Genomic DNA, 22,954 nt, shown 5'->3' on the forward strand with positions numbered 1-22,954 from the left:
GAGGCGAACATATGTCTATGGAAACGCAGGACATCATCAAAAGGTCCGCAACAAACTCCATCACGCCGCCGCCTCAGGCCCGTGATTATAAAGCGGAGGTCGCGAAGCTGATCGACGTTTCCACCTGTATAGGCTGTAAAGCTTGTCAGGTGGCATGCTCAGAGTGGAACGATATCCGCGATGAAGTCGGCCACTGCGTCGGGGTGTATGACAACCCCGCCGATCTTAGCGCCAAGTCCTGGACGGTGATGCGGTTTACCGAAACCGAACAGAACGGCAAGCTGGAGTGGTTGATTCGTAAAGACGGCTGTATGCACTGTGAAGATCCGGGCTGCCTGAAGGCATGCCCGTCTGCCGGAGCTATCATCCAGTACGCCAACGGGATTGTCGATTTCCAGTCAGAACACTGTATTGGCTGCGGCTACTGTATTGCCGGGTGTCCATTTAATATTCCGCGCCTCAATAAAGAGGATAACCGCGTGTATAAATGTACGCTGTGTGTGGACCGGGTCAGCGTCGGGCAGGAACCTGCCTGTGTGAAGACTTGTCCGACCGGAGCAATACATTTCGGCACTAAGCAGGAAATGCTGGAAATGGGCGAACAGCGCGTGGCAAAACTGAAGGCACGCGGTTTCGAACACGCCGGTCTCTACAATCCGGAAGGTGTGGGTGGTACGCACGTTATGTACGTTCTGCATCATGCCAACCAGCCGGAGCTGTATCATGGCCTGCCGAAAGATCCGCAGATCGATACCTCTATCAATCTGTGGAAAGGGGCGCTGAAACCGCTGGCCGCTGCCGGATTTATCGCCACCTTCGCCGGGCTGATTTACCACTACATTGGTATCGGCCCGAATAAGGAAGTGGACGACGACGAGGAGGATCATCATGAGTAAGTCGAAAATGATTGTGCGCACGAAGTTTATCGACCGCGCCTGTCACTGGACGGTGGTGATCTGCTTCTTCCTGGTGGCGTTGTCGGGGATTTCTTTTTTCTTCCCGACTCTGCAATGGCTGACGCAGACCTTCGGTACGCCGCAGATGGGACGCATTTTGCACCCGTTCTTCGGCATACTGATCTTCGTGGCGCTGATGTTCATGTTTGTACGCTTTGTTCACCACAACATCCCGGATAAAAAAGATATCCCGTGGCTGAAAAACATTGTGGAAGTGCTGAAAGGCAATGAACATAAAGTGGCGGACGTGGGCAAGTACAACGCCGGGCAGAAAATGATGTTCTGGTCAATCATGAGCATGATTTTCGTGCTGTTGATTACTGGTATCATTATCTGGCGTCCGTACTTTGCGCAGTTCTTCCCGATGCAGGTTGTGCGCTATAGCCTGCTGATCCATGCGGCGGCGGGGATTATCCTGATGCACGCCATCCTCATCCATATGTATATGGCATTCTGGGTGAAAGGATCGATTAAAGGCATGGTTGAAGGGAAAGTGAGCCGTCGCTGGGCAAAGAAACATCACCCGCGCTGGTATCGCGAAGTTGAAAGACAAGAAGCGAAAAAAGAGAGCGAGGAAGGGGTTAACTAACTCCTGACGTTCCCTGTACGTAATGGCGCTACCGATGTAGCGCCATTTTTTTGCCAAAAAAACGTCATGTTTCTGTCATCTGCTGAACGTAAGGTGTTGTCTTTCCAATAATAGAAGAGTTAAAAGACAATGCATCTGGTGAAAAAATTACTCGCAGTCAGCCTATTTCTCTGTGCATCCGCTCAGGCGCAGAATGTCCTCGAATTTCCGCAGCCGGAGAATAACCCGGAAGAGTTTTATGCCGTGACCGAAATCCCGGCAGGTGGAATAATCAAATATGAAACTGACGCCAAAACCGGTTTTATCATTGCCGATCGCTTCCAGTCCATGCCGGTTGCCTATCCCGCCAACTACGGTTCTCTGACCCAGTCTTTAGCCGGTGACGGCGACCCGCTGGATGTTATCTTTTATACCCGCGCGCCGCTGGCTCCGGGAACGTTGATTAAGCTGCGCGCTATTGGCGTACTGAAGATGATCGACGGCGGTGAAAAGGACGACAAAATTGTTGCCGTACCGGCCAGTAAAATTGACCCTACTTATGACAACATCAAAGAGCTGAGCGATCTGCCAAAGATTGAAGTTCAACGTCTGGAATCTTTCTTCCGCGTGTACAAAGATCTGCCGGAAGGGCGCAAGAAGGTCGAATTAAACGGTTTCAACGATGCCGTTACGGCGAAGCAAGAGATCAAACAGGCCTGGGAGGCCTGGAAAGAGAAAAAACCGCAGCAATAATTAGCATGCCGGATGGCAAAAGTTGATCCGGCATTTACTTTTATCATTGTACTGCCAGCTTACGCAGGCGTGAAGTATCCACGTTTTTTTGGGCCTCTGCCAGACTCCAGCTATTTTGCAGGTTTAACCACATTTCAGGTGAACTGCCAATCACCACAGAGAGTTTAATCGCCATCTCAGGCGTCAGGGCCGCTTTCCCGGTTAATAGTCGACTTGCCGTTGAAGGTGCAATTTCCATAGCCCTGGCAAACTCGCGCAGGCTGACATTGAGTTCGTCCAGCGCTTCCTGAATGATATCCCCAGGACGGGGATGATTTGCCATCTTCATCAATGATAGTCCTCGTAGTCCAGTATGTACGCATCGCCATTGACGAATTCAAACGTAATACGCCAGTTACCTGAAACAGAAATTGCCCATATGCCGTCACGCTCACCCACCAGAGGATGCAGCTTATAACCGGGCATATTGATATCTGTAACCTTACTAGCCGCATCAATAACGGCAAGCCTGTGTCGTAATCGTCGGACATGTTTCGCCATAACGCCTGATGTTCGCCCATGAAGAAACAAATCGCGCAATCCTTTGTGTCTGAAGTTCATGATCATCCATATCTTCCTTGTTCCTTCAAGAGGAACATTACCATTAATGTTCCTTTAAGCGCAACACCAGGATTGCGATGTTTTAAATTTTGCGGCGAATGTGCAAAAAGAAAAAGGGAGAAGGGGAATATCTGGAAAGCGTCACGCAAGAATTGCCGGATGGCTGGCCTACACGCGCATTTTGCTGATGTAGGCCGGATAAGCGTTCGCCATCCGGCACCAGAGTTTACTCCAGTTGTGAGTTCAGACGCTCAATCTCCTTTCGCCATTGTGCCTGTAACAACGGCTTTTGATGTTTTGGCTTGCGCGCAAGATCGTCGGCCAGACGTTGCTCCAGCTCGAGGAGTTGTTCCAGCAATCCATCGCTGTCAACGCTGATTTCGGCCCTCGCTTCGACCACCGTTTTGGGAACAGTTATCTCAGAGGATGTTTCCCGAATACGCGCATTGACCGCGTCCAGATCGTGCCATTCGCTCAGTTCGCCATTGTCGATTAACCAAAACCGGTTACAGCTTTGGCTGATAAGCTGACGGTCGTGACTGACCAGCAACACGCCGCCGTTATAACTTTGCAGCGTTTCTGCCAGCGCCTCTTTACCTTCCATATCCAGATGGTTGGTGGGTTCATCGAGCATCAGCAGGCTGTAGCGCGCAAGCGTCAGACCCACAAACAGCAGCCGGGATCGTTCACCGCCGCTTAATGTACTGACTCGCTGCGCATGTCGGACCCACGGAAAACCCGCGCTAATCAGCGCCATCTTGCGAATCTCCGGCTGCGGGGCAAACGCTTCCAGCGCGTCAAATAACGAATCGTTGTCTGCGAGCTGATGCAGCGTCTGGTCGTAATACCCAAGCGTAACGCGCGGGTGTAACACCAGTGAAGGTGATGCCATCTGTGACTGAAACTGTTGCCAGATAAGCCTTAACAGCGACGATTTCCCGCAACCGTTACGCCCGACAATCGCCACGCGATCGCCACTTTTTAACCGGATACCGGCAATGGAAAACAGCGTATCAGCGCCGGGAGCAGGGGCTACGGACAGATTTGTCATCTCCAGCAAACGATCCGCACGCAGAGCATCCCCCTGCAATGTTAGCTTCCACTGACTCCCTGACGTCACTTCCGTCTGTACCTCTTTCAGGCGTTGTACCTGTTTTTCCATCTGTTTGGCCTTGCGGGAGAGATCTTCGTTGTCGTAGACCCGCCCCCAGGTAGCCAGCCGCCTGGCGCTGGCGGCCACACGGTCGATCTCCTTTTGTTCAGCCTTATGGCGCAAAGCATCGCTGACGTCTCTTTCTGCCAGCGCCTGACGCGCCGCGCTACAGGGCAGATCAAAAGCATGGAGAGTGCGATCGCGCAAGATCCACGTTCCGTGAGTCACCGCGTCCAGCAGCTGCGGGTCGTGAGAAACCACCACAAAACTGCCAGACCAGTTCTGTAAGAACTGTTCCAGCCACAGTAATGTGGGCAAATCCAGGTGGTTACCCGGCTCATCCAGCAGCAGTAAGTCAGGATTTCGCATCAGCGCCCGCGCTAATAGCAGACGCGTATGTTGGCCGCCGCTCAGCGTTTGTGCTGTCAGGGATAAATTCTCCGGCGTGAACCCCATTTCGGCAAGCAGTGCTTCAACCCGCCACTGCTGAGCTGCGCGTTCATGCTCGGGAAGTTGAGCGAGAACGGCTTCCTGCAGCGTAAGCGGCAGTATATCGTCAGGTAGATGTTGTTCCACTCGAGCGAGATGACAGTGATTCGCCTGCGCGATTGCCCCACTGGTGGGCGAGATCGTGCCGTCGAGCAGTTTTAACAGCGTGCTTTTGCCACAGCCGTTGTAACCGATAAGCCCGATGCGGTCGCCTTTTTTCAGGGTAAAGGAAAGATCGTCGAATAGCGTGCCGAATGCCGTATCAACGTGTAAGGATTGTGCGGTTAGTAATGTGCTCATTGTTGCTTACTCAAGAGTTACAGGCGTGAAAACGCCTCGTCAAACATCGCTGACGATAACCCGGTAAGCCCGAGAGAAGGGGATTTAGAAGTTAGCTTCGCTCAAGCAGAAGTTATCGCAGCACGATACCGATAACGCTTGAGCACTGGCGATCGCCAAAAGCATGTGAAACGATAAAACGTTCACAGTACAGCATAAGTATCCTCCTTTTGTTTTTCAGAATGTTGATCGGTAGCGAAAGTGTAATCGCAAGTTACGCAGTCGCGCAAGCTTTGCACGCGGCAGCATTGGAACCGTAAACACTGATACGGGAACAGTTACCTTGATTCAGAAGGAATGAACGCAGATTATTCATGCGAAAGTTAATTTTCATCGCGTCAAAAGTATGAGTTAAGGATCACAACAACGATCTACATTCTCCAGTATCCTCTGCACACTATTTTATTATTTGGAGAATAGATAACATGAAAAAAACAATTACATTAACGATGATTGCGCTGGGATGTTTATTTGCAAATGCACAGGCAAGTGAAAAACTTGCGGGTAATGAGATACTTAAAGTTCAAAAAGGTGGGGTTCCCGACAAAATTTACACGCAACAAAAACCTCATTTAAAGATTGCCACCTATAACATTGGTAAAAATGAAGCCTCTGCTGATGTAGCGGATTTTACTGCACTTAATTCGGCGATTGAAAGAATAAATGCCGATATTATTGCGGTTCCGGAGGTTGATAATAAAACAGGTCGTAGCCAAAAAATTGATCAACTCAAAAAAATCGCTGATGCTAATAAACTGCATTATGTCTTTGGAAAAGCTATCGACTTTGACGGCGGTGAATACGGCTTAGGTCTTCTTTCCAAATATAAAATACTGCATTCGCAGGTCGTGAAATTACCGTCGGGTGATGCAGAACAACGTGTGGCATTACTGGCGCAGATTGATGTTCCCGGCTTTGATTCCGCACCGATCATCATGGTAACTCACCTCGACTGGCAAAAAGATCCAACCATGCGAACTGAGCAGGCGCGTTACCTGTTAGATATTAGCATTGGTGACGCAACAACAGATTTCCCGGATATCGCATCTTCAATTAAAATCCTGGCGGGCGATTTCAATTCAACCCGGGATGAACAACCCCTAAAAGAAATACGTTACTTTTTCAATGAAGTGACGAAAGAGGGAATTGATACGCGCAGTTGGCCAGCCGTTAACCCAGCGATTGATATAGACCATATTTTCACATTTAAAGGGCAAAAGTGGAACGTCAAAAATCTGCAGATCCCACATAATTCATCCGAATTTACGTGGTCTACGGCGAGCGATCACCTGCCGGTTATTGCTGAACTTGAACTTTCAGAGCAGTAATCCACATACAGCCTTTTGTTCATCAAACGCTTAACATTGCCCGGCAGCAGTTTGCCGCCGGGCAAAGCGTCAGATAGAAGTACGGCGGTAGTCGCGATATTCCGCCTGCCAGAAATTATCGTCAATCGCCTGTTGTAGCGCTTCGGCGGACGTTTTAACCGCCACGCCTTGCTGCTGGGCCATTTTCCCCACGGCAAAAGCGATGGCGCGCGACACCGTCTGAATGTCTTTCAGCTCCGGTAACACCAGTCCTTCGCCGTTGAGCACCAGCGGTGAATACTGCGCCAGCGTTTCGCTTGCCGACATCAGCATTTCATCAGTGATGCGCGACGCGCCAGAAGCAATAACCCCCAGACCAATACCCGGGAAGATATAGGCGTTGTTACACTGGGCGATCGGATAAATTTTCTCTTTCCACAGTACCGGTGCGAACGGACTACCGGTCGCAACCAGCGCATTACCTTCTGTCCAGGCGATAATATCCTGTGGCGTAGCTTCTACGCGGGAAGTCGGGTTAGACAGCGGCATGACGATCGGCCGCGGACAATGTTTATGCATTTCGCGAATGATTTCTTCTGTAAACAGGCCGGTCTGTCCGGAAACACCAATCAGGATATCCGGCTTAACGTTGCGTACCACGTCGAGTAGCGACAGCACATCTTCTTGCGTATCCCAGTGCTGGAGGTTTTCTCGTTTTTGCACCAGTTTGGTCTGGAAAGAGAGCAGGTTCGGCATCTTATCGGTTAACAGGCCAAAGCGATCGACCATGAATACGCGTTGACGTGCCGCTTCTTCGCTTAAGCCTTCACGCTGAATTTGCGCGATGATCTGCTCGGCAATACCGCAACCGGCGGAACCCGCCCCGAGGAAGACGATATTTTGTTCGCTCAACTGGCTACCGGCCGCGCGGCTGGCAGCAATCAGCGTGCCAACGGTCACCGCCGCGGTACCCTGAATATCGTCGTTAAACGAGCAGATTTCATCGCGATAACGGGTCAGGAGAGGCATGGCGTTTTTCTGCGCGAAGTCTTCAAACTGCAACAGTACGTCCGGCCAGCGATGCTTCACGGCCTGGATGAATTCATCGACAAATTCGTAGTACTCATCATCAGTGATGCGCGGATTACGCCAGCCCATATACAGCGGATCGTTGAGCAGTTGCTGGTTGTTGGTCCCGACGTCAAGTACCACCGGCAGGGTGTAGGCCGGGCTAATTCCGCCACACGCGGTATACAGCGACAGTTTACCGATTGGAATCCCCATTCCGCCGATGCCCTGATCGCCAAGCCCCAAAATACGTTCGCCATCGGTAACGACGATAACCTTGATATTGTGGTTAGGAACGTTTTGCAGGATGTCATCCATATTGTGGCGGTTCTGATAAGAGATAAATACGCCGCGCGCGCGACGATAGATCTCAGAGAAACGCTCACAGGCCGCGCCGACCGTTGGGGTGTAGATAACCGGCATCATCTCATCGAGGTGATTATGCACGAGTCGGTAAAACAGGGTTTCGTTGGTGTCCTGGATGTTACGCAGATAAATGTGTTTATCAATTTCAGTTTTGAATCCCTGATATTGGATCCAGGCGCGTTCGGCCTGTTCTTCAATCGTCTCGACCACTTCCGGCAGTAACCCCAGCAGGTTGAAGTTACGGCGTTCTTCCACACTGAAAGCGCTCCCTTTATTCAGTAAGGGGAATTCCAGCAGTACCGGGCCAGCGTAAGGGATGTAAAGGGAACGCAGTTTTTTAGTTTCGTTTTCCATGTCACTCACTCTTTTTTGAATAACCGTCCCTGGCACTCTTTATGATCGTATGTGGCCTGTTCGCCAGGGAAACGGGCGAAGTATAAAGCATTGTGAATGGGTAAAGGGGTTTTATAAGCAAAAACACCACTGCGGTTGCAATGGTGTTTATCTCGTTATTCAGTCAGACGTGCGAAAGGTCTACTTGCCGTCAGCGCGGCGCTTTCTTCCGGTAGGATTATTGACCACGCTGGTTTTGTCACCTTCGGTCACGGATTTACGTTGATTTGAGATTTTGTGGTCCAGTCCGAGAATATGACGGGCCTGACGGTTCGATTTCATTCTAACTCCTTAATCCTGTTACTGGTTTCAAGGGCGAGCCCGTATGACAACGGACGAAATACAACCTGATAGAAAGCCGATGTTCAAAATAACGGCTTTCTGGATGGTCGGTCATTTTATCTGAAAGGTCAATGCTTAAGCGGCAAATGAGAACTTTCCCGTATGTGCCATGCTTTTTCTCAGCCGTCCTATACTTGTAACTCCAACGACAACACAGGAGAACGGTAATGACTATCCATAAGAAAGGTCAGGCACACTGGGAAGGCGACATTAAGCGCGGTAAAGGTACCGTATCGACCGAAAGTGGCGTGTTGAATCAGCAACCGTATGGGTTTAATACCCGATTCGAAGGGGTGAAAGGCACCAATCCCGAGGAGTTGATTGGCGCGGCCCATGCGGCCTGCTTCTCAATGGCGCTTTCTCTGATGTTGGGCGAAGCGGGTTTTACGCCAGATGCCATTGATACCACTGCCGATGTTTCTCTGGATAAAGTGGATGCCGGGTTTGCTATCACCAAAGTCGCGCTGCACAGCGAGGTGAGCGTCCCGGGGATCGATGCCGCCACGTTTGACGGCATTATCCAGAAAGCGAAAGCGGGCTGCCCGGTATCGCAGGTGCTGAACGCGGAAATTACGCTGGATTATCAGTTGAAGTCTTAATCGTGGCGTGCCGGATGCGACTGCGTCTTATCCGGCACCAGATGATGTTATTGCGCTACCCAACCGCCATCCATATTCCACGCAACGCCTCGCACCTGCGCCGCGCCGTCTGAGCACAAAAATAGCGCCAGCTCACCCAACTGTTCCGGCGTGACGAATTCGCGCGACGGCTGCTTTTCCGCCAGCAGGGCGTCACGCGCGACTTCAGGCTCAGCGCCTTCGGCAATTCGTTTATCAATCTGCTGCTGGACCAGCGGTGTGAGCACCCAACCGGGGCACAGCGCATTGCAGGTGATGCCCGTTTGCGCGGTTTCCAGCGCAATGGTCTTGGTTAGTCCCACCACGCCATGCTTCGCTGCCACATAGGCGGACTTCTCTTTTGAGGCCACCAGCCCGTGAACAGAAGCGATATTAATAATGCGCCCCCAGTTACGTTTACGCATGCCGGGAAGCGCCAGGCGTGTGGTGTGAAAGACAGAAGAGAGATTAATGGCGATAATCGCGTTCCATTTATCAACCGGGAAGGTTTCCACCGGTGAAACGTGCTGGATCCCGGCGTTGTTGACCAGGATATCCACACCGCCAAATTCGCTTGCAGCATAGCGCATCATGTCAGCAATTTGCGCTTCATCGCTCAGGTCCGCGCCATGATAGCCCGGCGTTTTGCCATACTGCGCCACGGCGTCTTTGGCGGCTTCAACATCGCCAAACCCGTTAAGGATCAGGGTCGCTCCCGCTTGCGCCAGCACCTGTGCGATGCCTAATCCGATACCGCTGGTTGAACCGGTTACAAGGGCAGTTTTTCCCGTTAAGTTCATGATGATTCTCCTTAAACAATTCCGGTGGTGTAGAAGACGCCGATAACAAACAGAACGGCCAGACTTTTAATGACGGTAATGGCGAAAATCCCACCGTACGCCTGACGATGGCTGAGACCGGTAATGGCCAGCAGGGTAATGACCGCGCCGTTGTGTGGCAGGGTGTCCATACCACCGCTGGCCATTGACGCCACGCGGTGGAAGACTTCAAGTGGGATATTGGCGGCATGAGCAGCGGCAATAAAAGTGTCAGACATGGCGGCGAGGGCAATACTCATCCCGCCAGACGCCGAACCGGTGATCCCGGCAAGCGTGGTGATGCTGATAGCCTCATTGAGCAGTGGATCGGGAATGGCCGCCAGCGCTTTGGACAGCACAAGGAAACCCGGCAGGGCGGCGATCACTGCGCCAAAGCCGTACTCTGATGCGGTATTCATCGCTGCGAGGATCGCACCGCCAACCGCCGTTCTGCTCCCTTCCGCCAGGCGACCTTTAATGTTGCGATAGCCGAAGAGTACCACCAGTAAAATTCCAGAAATCAGCGCCGCTTCTACCGCCCAGATAGCAGTGATTTTACCGACTTCGGTGGTAATCGGTTTGGCAAGACCCGGAAGCTCTAACTGATGCGTGGCGCCATACCATTGGGGGATCCAGCGGGTGAACAGCAGGTTAAATACGCCAACCAGGATCAGCGGAGAGATAGCAATTATCGGGTTCGGCAGATTAATGTTATCTGGCGTTTCGGGCTCGTTTAACAGTTCAGTGCCATATCCTTCATTCTTCGTCTGGGCTTTACGACGCTGGCGCTCGAGATAAACCAGACCGACAACGATAATAAACACGGAACCTATCAAACCCAGCCACGGCGCGGCCCAGGCGTTAGTCCCAAAGAAGCTGGTCGGAATAATGTTCTGGATCTGCGGCGTGCCTGGCAGGGCGTCCATAGTGAAAGAGAAGGCCCCCAGCGCAACGGTTGCCGGGATCAGGCGCTTTGGGATATTACTCTGGCGGAACAGTTCCGCCGCAAACGGATACACCGCAAACGCCACTACAAACAGCGACACGCCACCGTAGGTCAACAGCGCACACACCAGCACAATCACCGGGATGGCGTGGCGACGGCCGAGAATGTTGATGGCGGCGGCGACAATGGAGCGTGAAAAACCAGATAACTCGATTAACTTGCCAAACACTGCTCCCAGCAAGAACACCGGGAAGTAAAGCTTCACAAAACCGACCATTTTTTCCATAAACAGGCCGGTAAAAGCAGGTCCGACGGCGCTGGGTTCGGTAAGCAATACAGCACCTAATGCCGCGATGGGGGCAAAAAGTATGACGCTATATCCGCGATAGGCTGCCAGCATCAGCAGGCCCAGCGCTGCCAGGGCGATTAATACACTCATCATGACTCCTCAATATCATTGTTATAGTGGGGTACAGAAAGAGAAGTTACGGTTTCAGGGCAAAGCGCAGCTGATGCTCTCTGCGTTGCTGGATATATTCCTTGCGCGAATCATCCCAACGATAAAATCCCTGACCGCTGCGTAAACCGGTATCACCGTTGGCAACTTTGTCAGCGACCAGCGACATCATGTCGCTACCGGTTGCCAGTTCCGGTAGCAGATGCCGACAAATATCCTGCACCGTAGAAAGTCCGGTCATATCTGCCGCCTCCAGCGGACCAACCATCGCATAGCGACGACCAAGCGAGGCGCGCATGACCTGGTCCACCACCTCTGCGCTGGCGATACCGCTTTTGACGATATGCAACGCTTCGCGCAGCAGGGCAAACTGCAGGCGATTACCAACAAACCCCGGTGCGGCGCGATCGAGCACCACGGCTTCCAGTTGCATTGAAAGCAGTCGCTGTTGCAGCGCATGCAGGTATTCTGGCTTCGTGGCCGTGCCGGGGACAATTTCGACCAACGGAATAAAATGCGGCGGGTGCCAGAAATGGGCGATCAGCAAGCGTTCGGGATGGGCGAGCTTTTCTGCCAGCGCATCCGGCGGCAGGCCGCTGGTATTACTGGCAATCACGGCCTCCGGCGCGATCAGCTCTTCCAGTTGCGCATACAACGCGTGCTTGAGTTCGAGTCGCTCCGGGATGGCTTCAATCAGCAACCCACACGCGGCAATATCTTGTAGCGAGGTAGTGCCATGCAGACGGCTCACAACCTGTGTTTTTTCGTCTGCGGCAAACTGTTCGGTAGCAATCAGTTCATCCATAATGCCGCTGGCAACGGCGCCAATGTCCGCAATGCGGCTGCTGTCGGTGTCATACAGCCAGACATCGTGACCATACCGGGCGAAGTGAGTGGCAATACCGACGCCCATCAAACCCGCACCCAGTACGCAGATAGGTTTACTTTGCATGAGATGCCTCCTGCGAACGTTCCACCGCCAGTGCTACGCCCTGACCGCCGCCTACGCACAGCGTAGCCAGCCCTTTGACGGCATTGCTGCGGGACATTTCATGCAGCAGTGTCACCAGAATTCGACAACCTGAGGCACCAATGGGATGGCCCAGCGCAATCGCTCCGCCGTTCACGTTCACCCGATTACCGTCCCAGTTCAGGGATTCGCCAACCGCCAGCGCTTGTGCGGCAAAGGCTTCGTTGGCTTCAATGAGATCGACATCATTTAACGTCCAGCCCGCTCGCTTCAGGCACTGGAGTGACGCTTCTACTGGCCCAATGCCCATAATCGCAGGGTCGACGCCGGAGACGGCGTAGCCCGCCACCCGGCCCATAACCGGCAGGTTGAGTTCTGCCGCTTTGGCGGCGCTCATCAACATTACCGCGGCGGCGCCATCATTGATTGACGAGGCATTCCCGGCGGTCACCGTGCCGTTACCTGGGCGAAATGCTGGCTTGAGCTGCGCCAGTTTATCGGCCTGAGTATCCGGACGTGGCTGTTCGTCATGATCCACTACACGCGGCGGTTTTTTGCCCTGTGGGACGCTGACCGGCGTGATTTCCGCGCTAAAACGACCACCTTCAATGGCGGCGGCGGCTTTTTGCTGGGAGCGAAGGGCAAAAGCGTCCTGCTGCTCACGACTAATGGCAAACTTATCCGCCAGATTTTCGGCGGTAATGCCCATGTGATAGTCGTTGAACGCATCCCACAGACCGTCATGCACCACGCTGTCTTTCATGCTGGCATGACCCAGTCGCAGGCCCGCCCGAGCGCCATCGAGAAAATAGGGCGCATTGCTCATGCTCTCTTGCCCACCGGCAATCACGATCTGCGCATCGCCGCAGCGAATAGCCTGTACCGCCTGATGCACCGCTTTAAGGCCCGAGCCGCACACCAGATTAATGGTTAACGCCGGCGTAGTTACCGGCAGGCCTGCGCGTAATGCCGTTTGTCTGGCCGGATTCTGGCCGCAGCCCGCCGTCAGGACCTGACCTAAAATCACTTCATCAATTTGCTCAGGGGTTACGGCTGTTTTTTCCAGCAACGAACGGATCACCACCGAACCCAGTTCAACCGCCGAAAGCGGCGCCAGTGCGCCATGAAAACTGCCAATCGGGGTGCGCGTTGCCGCGACAATAACAACATCCTGCATGGTCAGCTCCTCAGCTAAAGTGCATTTCGGGGACATTTTCGGGAACGATCAGCTTGCCGGCGGTTCTGGCGACAATCTCATCCACACTGATGCCCGGCGCACGCTCACGCAGAATGAACGCGCCGTCGGCAATTTCCAGTAGCGCCAGATCGGTAAGCACGCGTTTAATGCAGGCTACGCCGGTCAGCGGCAGGGTGCAGGCGGGGAGCAGTTTCGACTCTCCGCTTTTGGAGGCATGCGTCATCACCACGATGATGTTGTCGGCTCCGGCAACCAGGTCCATCGCGCCGCCCATGCCTTTCACCATTTTTCCGGGGATCATCCATGAGGCGATATTGCCGTTAACATCCACTTCAAATGCGCCAAGCACCGTAAGATCAACGTGGCCGCCGCGGATCATGGCGAAAGATTGCGCCGAATCGAAGATCGCCGCACCTTTGCGCGCCGTCACGGTCTGTTTCCCGGCGTTGATCATGTCAGCATCAATTTCATCTTCCGTAGGAAACGGGCCCATACCCAGCAAACCATTTTCCGATTGCAGCATTACGTCCATGCCATCGGGAATATAGTTCGCCACCAGAGTGGGGATACCAATCCCAAGGTTGACGTAATAACCGTCGCGCAGTTCGCGGGCAACACGCATCGCCATTTGTTCACGCGTTAACATGGTCAGGCTCCTTTCTGGCGCAGGGTGCGTTGTTCAATACGTTTTTCAAACTGCCCTTGAATCAGGCGGTTAACGAAAATTCCTGGGGTGTGAATTGCGGCGGGATCCAGCTCTCCGGGAGGGACAATTTCTTCGACTTCCACAACGGTAATACGCCCGGCGGCGGCCATCAGCGGATTAAAATTCTGCGCGGTGTGGCGATAAATAACGTTGCCGTACCAGTCAGCTTTCCAGCCTTTAACCAACGCAAAATCACCGGTTATCGCCTGTTCTAAGATGTAAGGGCGTCCGGCAAACTCGCGAACTTCTTTGCCTTGCGCAACCGGGGTCCCGTATCCGGTTGCGGTATAGAATGCCGGGATCCCCGCACCGCCCGCACGCAGTTGCTCTGCCAGCGTGCCCTGCGGCGTCAGGATAGCTTCCAGTTCACCATTAAGTACCTGTTGCTCAAAGAGGGCGTTTTCACCCACATAAGATGCGACAACCTTGCGTACCTGGCGCGTTTCCAGCAGTACACCAAGGCCAAAACCATCCACGCCGCAGTTGTTTGACACAACCGTAAGCCCTTGAACCTCCCGACGACGTACTTCGGCAATCAGGTTCTCAGGGATCCCACATAAGCCAAAACCGCCAACCAGCAGCGTCATGTTATCGGTTAGTCCTTCCAGCGCCTCTTGATAAGTGGCAACCCGTTTATCCAGTCCAGCCATACACTTGCCCCTTCTGTTGTCCTTGCTGACATCATTGGGGGTGAAAAATGATTTGTTAATTTTAAATTTGTGACTCACTCATTGGGTTTTTTTATCAATTTAATGTTAATTAAAGGTATTCAACCAGTTAAGAGAATGCGAAATGGGAATGAGCATCAAACAGTTACGCGCGTTTTTAGCGGTAGCTCACACTCTGAATTTTGCTCATGCCAGTGAACGACTGAATATGTCGCAACCCGCACTAAGTCTGGCGATTAAAGGACTTGAGGATTCGTTGGGCGGGGCGTTACTGTTGAGAACCACACGCAAAGTGACTCTGACGCAAGAGGGCGAAACGCTGCTGAACATGGGGCGACAACTGCTGGCGGACTGGGAAAATACGGAAGAGGCAATGCGCCAGCGCTTTACGCTACAGCGCGGGAAAATCTCTATTGCCGCCATGCCCTCATTCGCTGCTAACGTCCTGCCATCGGTACTAAAAACGTTTCGTGACTCCTACTCCGGTATCAACGTAACGGTTCACGATGTGATTAACGAACACGTAATTGAAATGGTCAGTGAAGGGCGGGTAGAGATGGGGATTGCCTTTGAGCCGGACTATTCAGGTCATCTGCATTTCACGCCGCTCGGTGTGGATCGTTTTATCGCCATTGTGCCGCCAACGTGCCGGCTGGCGGGCAGGGATCGTATTGCGTGGCGCGAACTGTTAACGCTGGATTTCATCACACTGCAACGTCCTTCTGCCGTGCGCCTGATGCTGGAAGAACAACTGGTGCAAAGTGGACATACGCTGGAGGTGGCGCTGGAGAGCCATCAACTGGTGACCATTGGCCGGCTGGTAGCCAACGGACTGGGCGGCAGTGCCGTACCCGCCCTGTGCCGCACGCAAATGACCGAGCTGGGCGCAACCTGTATCGATCTGGATACGCCGGTGATCCAGCGGCGGATCGGCGTTTTGCGTTCGGCGCATCATAAGTTGTCCACCGCCTCAGAAGTGTTGGTGGATTCACTGAAAAAGGCCTATTGCGCCTGATGCTCTCACGCATTACGCCAGCCGTTAAGGTTATGCCAACGCCCGCCAGCAGCGAACCTCACATCCGGTGTCACTTTTCAGCAATGGCTGTTTCTGCTCACAACCGCGGGTTGCCAGCGGACATCTGTCACGGAAAAAGCAGCCCTGAGGCAGCGTACGGTTCCCCGGGAGTTCGGTTTTGCGCAACACCAAATCTTCCGCCAGCGGTGCGCCCGTTTTGGGGACCGAGTCCAGTAATAATCGCGTGTAGGGATGAGCGGGCTGAGCGAGTACCTGCTGCGCATCGCCCAGCTCGACAATTTGCCCGAGGTACATTACCGCCACCCGGTCGCTCATATGGCGGACCACCGACACGTTGTGCGATATCAGCACGTAAGTCAGATTCCTGCGCGCCTGCAATGACACCAGCAGGTTGAGAATTTGCGCCTGCACGGAGATATCCAGCGCTGAGGTAGGTTCATCGAGAACAATCACATTGGGCTCTGATGATAGCGCCCGGGCGATGGCAATACGCTGACGCTGTCCGCCAGAAAACGCATGCGGCAGGCGATCGAGGTATTCCGGGCGAATCCCCACCTGGCGCGCCAAATCCTCGGCAAGCATGCGTCGCTCACGCTCCGGACTCCGCTTTTGGATCCACACCGGCTCGGTCATTATCCGCCACACCGGTAAGCGCGGATCCAGCGATGAAAGGGGATCCTGAAAGACCATCTGCATACCGTTGTGCTGCGTGTCCCCACGGCAAGCATAGTTACCCTGACTGGGTTTCAGCATCCCCATCAGCAGTTGCGCCAGTGTACTTTTTCCGCAGCCGGACTCACCGACAATCCCCAGCGTTTCTCCCTGACGGATCTGTAAATCCAGGCCGTTGAGCGCATGCACCCGTTCCGTTACTTTGCCGAGCCAGTTTTTACGCGCAGGGAAGTTGACATGAACATCCTGCAGCGCCAGTAAAAAATCAGACATGTGTTGTCTCCAGTTGCGGATACCAGCAGGCAGATTGTTGATCCGCGCCTCCCTGACTGCTTAACGCAGGCGTTTCTTCACAACGTGGGCCAGCGGCAAAGCAGCGCTCGCGAAATGCGCATCCGGCCGGTAAACAGGTTAAGTTCGGCACGGTACCGGGAATTGCGGGCAGTAATGCGCGTGGCTCACCGTGTTCCGGCGCGCATTTCAGTAGACCAATGGAATAGGGATGCGTTGGGCGTTGAATAACAGTTTGCGTCGGGCCACTCTCAATCACACTCCCGGCATACATGACGTATAACCGATCGCATAACTGTGAAACCACCGCCATATCATGGCTGATAAATAATACGGCTGTCCCGCTGGCGCGCGCTTTTAACTTCAGCAAACGCAGCACCTGCAGTTGTACCGTGACGTCCAGCGCGGTGGTCGGTTCATCGGCAATGATAAGCTCCGGCTCGCACGAAAAGGCCAGGGCAATCATTACCCGCTGACGCATCCCGCCGGAAAGCTCAAACGGGAAACGTTTCATGACTTCCGACGCGTCCGGGATTTGCATTTCGTCGAGTAAAGCGATGGCTTTCTGACGAGCATCCGTGCGGCTTAACGCCTGATGATGGCGAATAACTTCCACCATTTGCTGACCTATACGTCGGGTCGGATTCAGCGCCGTCATGGGTTCCTGAAAGATCATCGCCACACGTGCGCCGCGCCATTGGCGCATTTGCTTCTCGCTGGCGTTGAGCACATCTTCACCCAGCAGCGAAACGCGCCCCTGGTGAATATGATAGCTTCCCTCCGGCAACAAACGCATGGTGAGCATAGCCGTCACGGACTTACCGGAACCGGATTCACCCACCACGCCAACGATTTCTCCGCGGTTGATATGCAGCGATACATGGTTCAGCGCATGCACGTCAGCTTTATAGCCGGGGAAACTCAGATGCAAATCTTCAATTTCCAGCACAGGTTGTGTCATGACTGTTTTCCTCCGGCTTTCGGATCCAGCAGATCGCGAATACCATCGCCAAAGAGATTAAAACCCACGGCGGTAATCAGAATGGCGGCGCCAGGAAAAGCGCAATACCACCACTGATCAAGCACGTAGTTGCGGCCAATTGCGACCATCGCCCCCCATTCAGCACTGGGCTGCTGTGCACCCAGACCAATAAACCCGAGCGTGGCGGCCATCAGGATCGCGCTGCCGATGTCCAGCGACGCCTGCACAATGAGCGGCGGCAGAGAGTTACGTAAAATGTGCCAGCTAATCAAATGCCAGCGTGAAGCCCCGTAGGTTCGTGCGGCCTGCACATAGGTAAACTGGCGCACCACTAACGTTTGACCGCGGGCGAGGCGCACATAAAACGGAATACGTACGATGGCAATCGCCAGCATGGCGTTAAACAGGCTTGGACCCAGCGCGGCGGCCAGCGCCATCGTCAGCACCAGCGAGGGAATAGACAGCATAATGTCCATTATCCGCATAATAATCGCATCGGCACGTCCGCCCATGACGCCAGACAGACACCCCAGCAGCGAACCCAATCCTCCGGCAATACCCACCACCACTAGCCCCGCAACGACCGACTGCTGACTTCCCACCAAAACGCGACTGAACAGATCGCGGCCAACTTCATCGGTACCAAACCAGTGCGCGGCTGACGGGGGTAGCAGACGTGCACTCAAATTGATAGCATTGGGATCGTAAGGGGTTAGCCACGGCGACAGCACCATTAGCAGTAGTATCAGTACAATGATGACCCCGCCAACCATCGTCAGTGGGCTGCTTTTCATCATCCAGAACAGTTTAGCCCAGTCCGTGCGGCGGCGTGTTGTCTGAGGGGCGGTCGGCGTTTCTTGTGTGAGCATCATTGTGCGCCTCCACGTCCAATTCGTGGGTCTATCCACAAATAGAGCAAATCCACCACCAGGTTAACCAGCACATAGGCGAAAGAGACCACTACGGCAAATCCCATTACCGCCGGGAAGTCGAGCGCCTGAATCGACGTCACCACCCACGCGCCCATGCCAGGCCAGGCGAAGACCGTTTCAGTCAGCACCGCGCCGTAGAGCAGATCGCCTAATGCCAGGCCGAGAACGGTTATCGAGGGGATAAGCGCATTAGGCAACGCGTAACACAATACGATGTACCAGCCCGGCAGCCCGCTGGCGCGAGCGGTACGAATGTAATCTTCACTCAGTTGCTCAAGCATGGCGGAGCGAATCTGGCGAGCGACAATCCCCAGGTGCACAAATGCCAGCGTCAGTGATGGCAGGATCAGGTGCTGAAGCGCATTGAAAAAGACTTCGCCATTGCCTTCCAGCAGTGCATCTATCAGATAGAACCCGGTAACGTGAGCAGGCGGATCCAGCCAGTCGTCTAAACGTCCGCCGCCGGGTAAAATTTGCAGATGCCCATAAAACAGCACGATAACCCCCAGCCCCAGCCAGAATGCAGGCGTGGAGATGCCGGTGATCGCCATCAGGCGAACGAGATGATCAAGCCAGCGATTGCGCCATACTGCAGATAAAATACCTAACGGAATCCCAATAATCAGCGCCAGCAACAAGGAGCAGAAAGCCAGCTCAAGGGTAGCGGGGAAGAAAATGCGTAGCTCATCCAGTACCGGACGTCCGGTGCGAATAGAGATGCCTAAATCGCCATGAAAAATGTCGCTGACATAGCGAAAAAACTGCACATACAGCGGCTGATTCAGCCCCAGCTGTTGGCGAATATTTTCGACAATTTCATCGCTGGCGCGATCGCCCGCCAGCAGCCGCGCTGGGTCGCCTGGTATCAGGTGTGAAATAATAAAGGTGATTACGCAAACACCGATAACCACCAGAACAAGTCCCCAGCATCGCTGGCGTAAAATACTCCAGAACGTCATTAGCTTCCCCTTGCGGAGCCAGAGCGGCTCCGCATCAACGTGGCTTATTTACTCATGGTGGAGATATTGAAGACCTGTTCCAGCATCGGATTGAATACAAATCCTTTGACGTCTTTGTTCATCGCCAGCTGATAGTTTTTCTGGAATAGATAGACGTAGGCTGCTTCATCAATCACGATGGTTTGCGCCTGCTGGTAGTCATTGGTTCTGGCAACCTGATCGGTCGTGGCCAGCGCGCTACGCAGGAGTTTATCGACCTCAGCGTTTTCATAGAACGAACGGTTACCTGGCAAGCCTTTCTTGTCTGACTCAAACCAGTAGTTCATAAACATGTACGGGTCGGCGAAGTCCGGGCTCCAGTTGCCAATGGCAATGTCGTAATCGCCTTTACCCACGCGGTCACGCATGGTGGCGTTCGCCAGTTTTTCCAGCTTCACCTTAATGCCCAGTTTGCCAAGGCTTGCCTGGGTCGCGAGCGCGATAGGTTCCCAGTTAGGGTCATTATCAGAGTACAGGAAGCTCAGGCTTTCAGGTTTGGTGGCAACTTTGTCCAGGGCCGCTTTCGCTTTGGCTTCATCGAAGCTGTACTGCATGGCCTTGTCGTCAAAACCCCACATGCCTTCAGGGATCGGGCCACGCATTTGCTTCCCATTGCCGCTCAGGATCCCGTTGACCATGCCTTTATAATCGGTGGCCCACGAGATGGCGCGGCGTAAATCCACCTGATTGAGCGGGGCCTTACTGTTGTTGAGATACAGATAGGTCACGCGCAATGAGGGGTAATCCGCCACGTTCACTTTGCCTTCTTGTTTTAAGGCGGCCAGTTGGTCAACAGGAAGCGCATCGGCAATGTCGATATCGCCACGCGATAATTGCAGGCGGCGGGAGGCGCTTTCACCGATGATTTTTACCGAAACCCGCTTAAACGTCGGTTTAGTGCCGGCATAATGCGGGTTAGGCACCAGCACCAGCTGTTGTCCTTTTTGCCAGCTTTTAAGCATGAATGGCCCGGAACCCGCCGTGTTCTGCGCGAGGAATCCGCGGGCATCGTCTGCGGCATGCTCTTTTAAGATAGCCGGGTTAATAATTGAAGCCCCGTCATTTGCCAGCGTATACAGAAACGGAGCAAACGGCTGGCTCAGGGTAAATTTCACCGTGGTGTTATCGATCGCCTCAACCTTCAGATCTTTCGGGAACGCTTCTGCGGGACCCTGACCAATTTTGAGCAAACGTTCGAAGGATTGCTTTACCGCATCAGCCGTCACCGGCGTTCCGTCGGCGAATTTGGCATCGTTTTTCAGAGTAAACGTCCACTCTTTCTGGTCGTCCGAGGCTTTCCAGCCGCTGGCTAAATCGCCTTCAACTTCCGTGGAACCTTTGCCACCATCGGTTTTGTACTGAACCAACCGCTGATAAGAGGGATAGGTGACCGTCCAGTCGTTGTTATCGATGGTCACGGCGGGATCGAGCGTCTGAGGATCGGCGGCTTTACCAATCACCAGCATGTCTTTAGGCACGGCGGCCTGCGCGGCGGGCAGGGCAAACGCCAGCGCAACGGCTATCAGAGCGGGGCGAAAAAACGCGTTTAACGCAGGTGTAGTCTTCATAACCAGGCTCCAGAATTAAAGGGGATGTTGTGTTGTTATGGGTGAAGCGGGGAAACAGGCTATCTGGTCGTCAAGCAGCGGATAACGAGCGGCATCAGGTAATTCAAAATGCCACCACTCGCTGTTGATACCGACAAAACCGCCCCCGAACATAATGGCATTGAGCAGCAGCCGATTGCGCTGCGCAGCCGGAGGAACAGAAGGGTGCCAGGCATGGGAACGGTCGTGCATTTCATCAAAACCGGCCCCCATATCGAGTAGAACGCCACGATCGTCCATTAACGTAACGTCAATGGCCGTTCCGCGACTGTGATTGGATCCTATCGCCACATCAACAACGTACTGGGGATCAGGACAGGCATTCCACAGTACCGCCTGCGCCTGCTGAGGGCGATACGCGTCGTACACCACCAGCGACAATCCCGCCAGTTGCGCAATACTAATGCTTTTAGCCAGCGCGGTTACCGCCTCGGCGTGCAACAGGCAGCGCGCTTCCCGATAGATAGGTGCACCGGTAATGTTGTCGGCAGTGGCGTATTTAAGATCGATATGCAGCGACGGAAATATCACCGACAGATCGACCAGTTCTGGGGTTTCTGACATAGCACGTTTCCTGTTCATTGTTCGAATTGACCAAATTGTTGTTGTAACTGGCGATTGGTTTGCAGGCGTCCTGCGAGGGAGTCACCCAGTTGGGCCACCACCGCAGAGAGTAATAAATTGAACAAACAACTCACCGGCGCCAGTGAGTCCCAGAAATGTCCGGTGTCGGTTTTTACCTGAAGTAAATCAATAGAATAGTCTCTGGCCCATGGACACCACACATCGGTGATTAGCGCCAGCGGAATGCAACGTTCCGTGGCGACGCGGCAATATTGTCGCGAGATAGCGGAATAGGCGCGCATATCGGTGATCACCACGTAAGGCTGGTTGAATCCCGAATTCAGCGACTCCACCCAACTGCCGGAAAGCCCTTCGGAGTAGCTAACTTTAGGTCGCAGGTATTCCAGGTGACTAAAAAAGGCGTTGGCGATCCCACGGGTGGACTGGATCCCGAGAATATACACGGCTTCCGCATGCGCCAGCTGCTGCGCAATGCGTAAAAACGTTTCGCCTTGTGCAAGTTGATAGACGTGGGTAATGGCGTCGATTTCCAGTAACAGCGACTGCTGCGCGCGATCCGGCAGGCTTAGCTGTTGGTGCCAGGAGTCCAGCCGCTCGTTCATTCCCCAGGGCTGATACGGGACAACGGGTAGCTCTCGCAGACTGGCTTTTGCATCTTCCAGATTGCGAAACCCCAGTTTACGCAGATAGCGTCCAACGGTAATACCGCTGGTTCCGGTTGCTTTAGCGATACCATCCGCGGTTTCAAAAGGGATCTGTACAGCATGGGCTAACAGCCACCCGGCCACGCGCTTTTCGCTGGGCGTCAGCTGGCTAAAGGTCTGCTCTATGCGGGTAAATAACTCAGGTTTCGCTGTCATTACCTTCTCGCTGTTAGTTGTCTGTCAGATTACGGTTCACTGTTAGCAAATTAACAATGCAGGACGCGTGCCAGGTCGGTAACAGCGGCACACTGGCTGTTTTTGTTAAAACAAACTCATATTCGTTAACTAATGATCAACATTTGTGCAGCCTAGTTCAGTTTTGGTGCAACGGCAGGGGGAGCGGGGCAGGATTCTGTTGATTTCGTCGGAACGATCACATTGTGGCCACGTTTTACGCCCAAACATCAGAATCAGTAATGTGAAATATAAATTT

Annotated in this window: 23 protein-coding genes and 1 pseudogene; 6 read left to right on the forward strand and 18 right to left on the reverse strand. The window is 53.5% G+C overall.

Features of this window, described 5'->3' with window-relative positions; genetic code table 11:
* Nucleotides 1-11 precede the first annotated feature (11 nt).
* The 3 genes and pseudogenes from fdnH to OGV80_RS09805 all read left to right on the forward strand — a co-directional run.
* Nucleotides 12-896 carry a formate dehydrogenase N subunit beta gene (fdnH, locus tag OGV80_RS09795; protein WP_003833024.1) on the forward strand — a complete coding sequence of 295 codons (885 nt, stop codon included), beginning with the start codon at nt 12-14 and terminating at the stop codon, nt 894-896.
* Entirely contained in the window at nt 889-1,545 is a 657-nt protein-coding gene (fdnI, locus tag OGV80_RS09800; protein WP_003020054.1) for a formate dehydrogenase-N subunit gamma, read from the forward strand. Before fdnH ends, fdnI begins: the two co-directional genes overlap by 8 nt.
* A 129-nt stretch (nt 1,546-1,674) precedes the next feature.
* Nucleotides 1,675-2,275, forward strand: a pseudogene (locus tag OGV80_RS09805) (inorganic diphosphatase); the annotation flags it as partial.
* Between the two features lie 45 nt (nt 2,276-2,320).
* Here the strand turns inward: OGV80_RS09805 and OGV80_RS09810 are convergent.
* The 3 genes from OGV80_RS09810 to OGV80_RS09820 all read right to left on the reverse strand — a co-directional run bounded on the left by OGV80_RS09810 (nt 2,321) and on the right by OGV80_RS09820 (nt 4,819).
* Nucleotides 2,321-2,605 carry a HigA family addiction module antitoxin gene (locus OGV80_RS09810; protein ID WP_159121198.1) on the reverse strand — a complete coding sequence of 95 codons (285 nt, stop codon included), beginning with the start codon at nt 2,603-2,605 and terminating at the stop codon, nt 2,321-2,323.
* Nucleotides 2,605-2,883 carry a type II toxin-antitoxin system RelE/ParE family toxin gene (locus OGV80_RS09815; protein WP_003833016.1) on the reverse strand — a complete coding sequence of 93 codons (279 nt, stop codon included), beginning with the start codon at nt 2,881-2,883 and terminating at the stop codon, nt 2,605-2,607. Before OGV80_RS09815 ends, OGV80_RS09810 begins: the two co-directional genes overlap by 1 nt.
* A 220-nt stretch (nt 2,884-3,103) precedes the next feature.
* Nucleotides 3,104-4,819 (reverse strand): ABC-F family ATP-binding cassette domain-containing protein, encoded by a 1,716-nt coding sequence (locus tag OGV80_RS09820; protein ID WP_286514723.1) that lies wholly within the window; start codon nt 4,817-4,819, stop codon nt 3,104-3,106.
* A 464-nt stretch (nt 4,820-5,283) separates the two neighbouring features.
* Here OGV80_RS09820 and OGV80_RS09825 point away from each other — a divergent pair, with 464 nt between their 5' ends.
* Nucleotides 5,284-6,186 (forward strand): endonuclease/exonuclease/phosphatase family protein, encoded by a 903-nt coding sequence (locus OGV80_RS09825; RefSeq protein WP_043016304.1) that lies wholly within the window; start codon nt 5,284-5,286, stop codon nt 6,184-6,186.
* Between the two features lie 69 nt (nt 6,187-6,255).
* Here OGV80_RS09825 and maeA read toward each other — a convergent pair whose 3' ends face one another.
* A complete protein-coding gene (maeA, locus tag OGV80_RS09830; protein WP_043016305.1) occupies nt 6,256-7,953 on the reverse strand; it encodes a malate dehydrogenase in 1,698 nt (565 codons plus the stop codon).
* A gap of 180 nt (nt 7,954-8,133) precedes the next feature.
* The gene (sra, locus tag OGV80_RS09835; protein WP_043016306.1) at nt 8,134-8,274 is read right to left on the reverse strand and encodes a stationary-phase-induced ribosome-associated protein; all 141 of its coding nucleotides are present in this window, start codon (nt 8,272-8,274) and stop codon (nt 8,134-8,136) included.
* Nucleotides 8,275-8,501: 227 nt separating this feature from the next.
* Between sra and osmC the strand changes: the two genes are divergently transcribed.
* Nucleotides 8,502-8,933, forward strand: coding sequence for a peroxiredoxin OsmC (gene osmC / locus OGV80_RS09840; RefSeq protein WP_042308368.1), 432 nt, complete (start codon nt 8,502-8,504; stop codon nt 8,931-8,933).
* Between the two features lie 47 nt (nt 8,934-8,980).
* Here osmC and OGV80_RS09845 read toward each other — a convergent pair whose 3' ends face one another.
* The 6 genes from OGV80_RS09845 to OGV80_RS09870 are packed head-to-tail and all read right to left on the reverse strand — an operon-like array spanning nt 8,981 to nt 14,696.
* Nucleotides 8,981-9,751, reverse strand: coding sequence for a 3-hydroxybutyrate dehydrogenase (locus OGV80_RS09845; protein ID WP_286514727.1), 771 nt, complete (start codon nt 9,749-9,751; stop codon nt 8,981-8,983).
* 11 nt (nt 9,752-9,762) lie between these two features.
* Complete coding sequence (locus OGV80_RS09850; protein WP_196781239.1) at nt 9,763-11,157, reverse strand: GntP family permease; 1,395 nt, start codon at nt 11,155-11,157, stop codon at nt 9,763-9,765.
* Nucleotides 11,158-11,200: 43 nt separating this feature from the next.
* Nucleotides 11,201-12,124 (reverse strand): 3-hydroxyacyl-CoA dehydrogenase family protein, encoded by a 924-nt coding sequence (locus OGV80_RS09855; RefSeq protein WP_043016309.1) that lies wholly within the window; start codon nt 12,122-12,124, stop codon nt 11,201-11,203.
* Nucleotides 12,114-13,319, reverse strand: a complete 1,206-nt coding sequence (locus tag OGV80_RS09860; RefSeq protein WP_043016310.1) for an acetyl-CoA C-acetyltransferase — start codon at nt 13,317-13,319, stop codon at nt 12,114-12,116. The genes OGV80_RS09855 and OGV80_RS09860 overlap by 11 nt, the downstream gene beginning before the upstream one ends.
* A 10-nt stretch (nt 13,320-13,329) precedes the next feature.
* On the reverse strand, nt 13,330-13,986 hold the full coding sequence (locus OGV80_RS09865; protein ID WP_047411246.1) for a CoA transferase subunit B: 657 nt from the start codon (nt 13,984-13,986) through the stop codon (nt 13,330-13,332).
* A gap of 2 nt (nt 13,987-13,988) precedes the next feature.
* Complete coding sequence (locus tag OGV80_RS09870) at nt 13,989-14,696, reverse strand: CoA transferase subunit A (RefSeq protein ID WP_047411250.1); 708 nt, start codon at nt 14,694-14,696, stop codon at nt 13,989-13,991.
* A gap of 142 nt (nt 14,697-14,838) precedes the next feature.
* On the opposite strand from OGV80_RS09870, the gene OGV80_RS09875 reads away from it, so the two are divergent.
* Nucleotides 14,839-15,729: a LysR family transcriptional regulator gene (locus tag OGV80_RS09875; protein ID WP_043016313.1), complete on the forward strand. Its 891-nt coding sequence runs from the start codon at nt 14,839-14,841 to the stop codon at nt 15,727-15,729.
* A 30-nt stretch (nt 15,730-15,759) separates the two neighbouring features.
* Here the strand turns inward: OGV80_RS09875 and OGV80_RS09880 are convergent, their stop codons facing one another.
* Genes OGV80_RS09880 through OGV80_RS09910 form a run of 7 tightly spaced genes read right to left on the reverse strand, consistent with a single transcriptional unit; the run spans nt 15,760 to nt 22,677 of the window.
* The gene (locus OGV80_RS09880; protein WP_080625193.1) at nt 15,760-16,695 is read right to left on the reverse strand and encodes an ABC transporter ATP-binding protein; all 936 of its coding nucleotides are present in this window, start codon (nt 16,693-16,695) and stop codon (nt 15,760-15,762) included.
* Entirely contained in the window at nt 16,688-17,674 is a 987-nt protein-coding gene (locus tag OGV80_RS09885) for an ABC transporter ATP-binding protein (RefSeq protein ID WP_043016315.1), read from the reverse strand. Before OGV80_RS09885 ends, OGV80_RS09880 begins: the two co-directional genes overlap by 8 nt.
* Nucleotides 17,671-18,567, reverse strand: a complete 897-nt coding sequence (gene ddpC / locus OGV80_RS09890) for a D,D-dipeptide ABC transporter permease (protein WP_043016316.1) — start codon at nt 18,565-18,567, stop codon at nt 17,671-17,673. Before ddpC ends, OGV80_RS09885 begins: the two co-directional genes overlap by 4 nt.
* Nucleotides 18,564-19,586 carry an ABC transporter permease gene (locus tag OGV80_RS09895; protein ID WP_043016317.1) on the reverse strand — a complete coding sequence of 341 codons (1,023 nt, stop codon included), beginning with the start codon at nt 19,584-19,586 and terminating at the stop codon, nt 18,564-18,566. Before OGV80_RS09895 ends, ddpC begins: the two co-directional genes overlap by 4 nt.
* 44 nt (nt 19,587-19,630) lie before the next feature.
* Complete coding sequence (locus tag OGV80_RS09900) at nt 19,631-21,193, reverse strand: ABC transporter substrate-binding protein (RefSeq protein ID WP_043016318.1); 1,563 nt, start codon at nt 21,191-21,193, stop codon at nt 19,631-19,633.
* A 15-nt stretch (nt 21,194-21,208) separates the two neighbouring features.
* Nucleotides 21,209-21,796, reverse strand: a complete 588-nt coding sequence (ddpX, locus tag OGV80_RS09905; RefSeq protein WP_087050545.1) for a D-alanyl-D-alanine dipeptidase — start codon at nt 21,794-21,796, stop codon at nt 21,209-21,211.
* 14 nt (nt 21,797-21,810) lie between these two features.
* On the reverse strand, nt 21,811-22,677 hold the full coding sequence (locus OGV80_RS09910; RefSeq protein ID WP_286514738.1) for a MurR/RpiR family transcriptional regulator: 867 nt from the start codon (nt 22,675-22,677) through the stop codon (nt 21,811-21,813).
* Between the last annotated feature and the right edge of the window lie 277 nt (nt 22,678-22,954).

Origin of the sequence: Citrobacter sp. Ce119, assembly GCF_030334525.1 — a bacterium.
Taxonomy (GTDB): Bacteria; Pseudomonadota; Gammaproteobacteria; order Enterobacterales; family Enterobacteriaceae; genus Citrobacter; species Citrobacter europaeus.